At 64.3% G+C, this 3,238-nt stretch carries 2 protein-coding genes and 2 pseudogenes; 1 reads left to right on the top strand and 3 read right to left on the bottom strand.

All coding sequences use genetic code 11. The annotated features are described in order from the left end of the window. Nucleotides 1-125 (top strand): annotated as a pseudogene (nadA, locus tag CAPSK01_RS23080) (quinolinate synthase NadA); the annotation flags it as partial. A 60-nt stretch (nucleotides 126-185) separates the two neighbouring features. Here nadA and CAPSK01_RS23075 read toward each other — a convergent pair. From CAPSK01_RS23075 to CAPSK01_RS14125, 3 genes and pseudogenes are all read right to left on the bottom strand, one after another. After that, nucleotides 186-1,643 (bottom strand): annotated as a pseudogene (locus tag CAPSK01_RS23075) (response regulator); the annotation flags it as partial. Further along, a complete protein-coding gene (locus tag CAPSK01_RS14130) occupies nucleotides 1,640-2,491 on the bottom strand; it encodes a CheR family methyltransferase (RefSeq protein ID WP_273703724.1) in 852 nt (283 codons plus the stop codon). The gene CAPSK01_RS14130 and the pseudogene CAPSK01_RS23075, both read right to left, overlap by 4 nt. Then, nucleotides 2,488-3,238: response regulator (locus CAPSK01_RS14125; protein ID WP_273703723.1), on the bottom strand; the 751-nt coding region annotated here is incomplete at its 5' end. The genes CAPSK01_RS14125 and CAPSK01_RS14130, both read right to left, overlap by 4 nt.

Below are 3,238 nucleotides of genomic sequence, written 5' to 3'. Positions count from 1 at the left end.
GCACCTCGTCGAACGCGCTGAAGATCGTCGACAGCCTGGAGTCGGACACCGTGCTGATGATCCCCGACCAGTATCTGGCCCGCAACATCGCCAAGCAGACGAAGAAGAAAATCCTGACCTGGAAGTGAAAACGGTTTGCCGAGGTGATCGTCCATGCCTTCGGCCAGGTACACCTCCTTCTCGTGCACCATCGTGTGCGCCGTCATGGCGACGATCGGCAGCGTGGCGAAACCCGGCAGCGCACGGATTCGGCGGGTGGCCGCAAGGCCGTCGAGAACCGGCATCTGGATGTCCATCAGCACCAGGTCGAAAGCCTGCGCGCCAGCCTCGCGGAGAATGTCCACCGCCTGCTGGCCGTTCTCGGCAAGATGCGGCACGATGCCGACGCTACCCAGCAGCTCGAAGACCAGATCACGATTGAGCGGCTGATCGTCGACCACCAGCACGCGCGCTGCCGGGTAATGCGCCGGCGGGTCGGCGATAGCGGCCGGGTCGTCGCCGGTCGGGCACTCGCTGGCGGTGGCCACGCCCAGGCGCAGGTGGACGCAAAAGCGCGTGCCTTCGCCCGGCCGGCTGCTGACCTCGATCGAACCCTGCATGCCTTCGGCGAGTTGCTTGCAGATCGCCAGGCCCAGGCCGGTGCCGCCGTGCTTGCGGGTGATCGACGGGTCGGCCTGGACGAACGGCTGGTAGATGCGGGCAATCTCGCTCTCGCTCATGCCGATTCCCGAATCCTCGACCTCGATCAGCAGCCCGGCCTGCTGATCGTCGAGGCCCTCGATGGCGATGCGTACCACGATCCGGCCGGTTTCGGTGAACTTGAGCGAGTTGTTGAGCAGGTTGAGCAGGATCTGTTCGATACGTAGCGGGTCACCGAGCAACAGTTCCGGGAGTCGTTCGTCGATCCGGCTTTCGAGACGCAATCCTTTTTCGATGGCATGGTGCCCAATCACCGACAGCGCGCGTGCGACGGTCTTCCGCAGGCTGAACGGCGTGCATTCCAGGCTCATTTCGCCGGCCGCGATCTTGGTCAGATCGAGCAGGTCGTTGATGATTGCCAGCAGCGTCTGGCCGGCATCCCTGACCTTTTCCAGGTATTCGCGCTGGCGAGGGTCGCTGCTGTGGTTCAGCGCCAGTGCCGAGAGCCCGATGACGGCATTGAGCGGCGTTCGCAGTTCGTGGCTGACGTTGGCGAGGAAGGCATCCTTGACCCGGTCGGCGACTTTCGCCGCTTCCAGCGCCGCCTGCAAGGCGCGGTTTTGCTGGTAGAGGCGGAGAAACACCCGCGTCTTGGCGCGCAGCAACTGGTCGTTGATCGGCTTGGCCAGATAATCGGTGGCGCCCGTCCGGTAGCCATGGATGCGATCCTCGGGGCTGTTGTGGGCGGCAGTGATGAAGATCACCGGCGTGTCGGCGGTCTGCGGATTGGCGGACAGGCGTTCGCAGACCTCGAAGCCGTCCATCTCGGGCATCTGTACGTCAAGGAGGATCAGCGCGAATTCCTCCTCGAGAGTGATCGCCAGCGCGTCGAAACCGTTGCCGGCCTCGACGATCGTCACCTCGACACCCCTGAGGGCGGCGCGGATTGCCAGGCGGTTGGCGGCCAGATCATCGACGACGAGGATCTTCGGCAGGCCGTTCATTTCGCCCTCGCCATGGTTTTCCGGAAAATCCGCAGTCCGGCCTGCAGCGGCGCCCAGGTGTCTTCCCGGTTGAGGATCGATTCGGTGCTGCCGAGAACCAGGAAGCCGCCGCGCTGCAGGCTGCGTGCGAAGATGTCGAGCGCTCGCGCCTGCAGCGCTGCACCGAAGTAGATCAGGACGTTGCGGCAGATCAGCAACTGCGTTTCCAGGAAGGCATCATCGGTGACCAGGTTGTGTTCGACGAATTCCATCGCTTGCAGGGACTCTGCCCGAATGGCCATTGTCATATTACCGTCATGGCCATTGCAGACGAAATAATCGTCGAAACAGGCGCTGCCGCCAGCGGCGAAATAGTTGGCCCGCCACTGCGCGAACTGGTCTGCCGGCCAGCAGCCGTGGCGCGCCACCTGCAGCAGGTCGGCGTTGATGTCGGTGGTGATCATCCGCGCCTTGTACGCCAGACCACATTCGTGCAGCAGGATGGCGAGCGAATAGCTCTCCTGGCCGTAACCGCAACCGACCTGCCAGACGTTGATGCGCGGAAAGCTGTCCAGCTCCGGCATCACCTGTTCGCGCAGACACTTCCACACCGGCGGGTCGCGGAAGAACTCCGACACCGGCACCGACAGCATGTTGATCGCCTTCTGTGCCACCTGTTCGTCGCGCAGCAAGGCCGGCAGCAATTCAACCAGACTGCCGGCCTGGCAAGTTTCGACCACTTGCCTGAGCCGACGGATCAACGAGGCGCGACCGTAACCGCTGAAGTCGTAGCCGTAGCGCTCGCGCAGCAGCAAGAGCAGCAGATCGGCCTCGATGGCCTCGATCTGGCGTGCGGATTTGCGTTTCAAAGCCATTTTTCGAGCAACTGCAGCAGACGGTCGATATCGACCGGTTTGGCGAGGTAATCGCTGGCGCCGGCGGCCAGGCAGAGCTCGATGTCGCCGGGCATGGCCTTGGCGGTGACGGCAATGATCGGGATCTGGCCGGTGCTGCCGCAGCGCATTCGCCGGATCAGCTCGTAGCCATCCATGCCGGGCATCATGATGTCGGTCAGGACCGCAGCAAACTGGTCGGTAGCCAGCATTTCCAGCGCCTGTGCGCCGCTGCCGGCGACGCTGACGGCAAAGCCGCGAGCGCGCAGCGCTTTCGACAGAGCCGACTGGTTGCGAACGTCGTCATCGACGATCAGCAGCGCGTCGTGTCGCAGCCCCGCCGCCGGTGTGGCGACGGGTTCCCGCGTCTGCCGGGCGACCGCGAGCAGGACTTCCTCGCGCAGGCGCGCGCTCGTCTGACCGTTGAGTCGTCCCTTGGAGATCACCGCGTCGGCGTGCGCATGCAGGCGCAGCAGCTCGGCGTCGTCGAGGTCGCGCGCCGAGTAGACCACCACCGGCGGCAGTTGCGGCGTTGCTGCGGCGGCTTGTTCGAGCCATTCAAAGCCGCTCATGTCGGGCAGCATCAGGTCGAGAATGACGGCGTCGAAATGCGCAGCGGCGAGTGCCACCAGACCTTCGCTGCCGTTGTGCGCCCGGCTGAGCTCGATGTTCGTATCCTTGAACAGGACACGCACCGCCTGGCTGCTCGCCTGGTCGTCCTCG

It is taken from the genome of Candidatus Accumulibacter vicinus (assembly GCF_000584955.1).
GTDB classification, from domain to species: Bacteria; Pseudomonadota; Gammaproteobacteria; order Burkholderiales; family Rhodocyclaceae; genus Accumulibacter; species Accumulibacter vicinus.
This window is presented reverse-complemented; position numbering and strand designations above follow the sequence as displayed.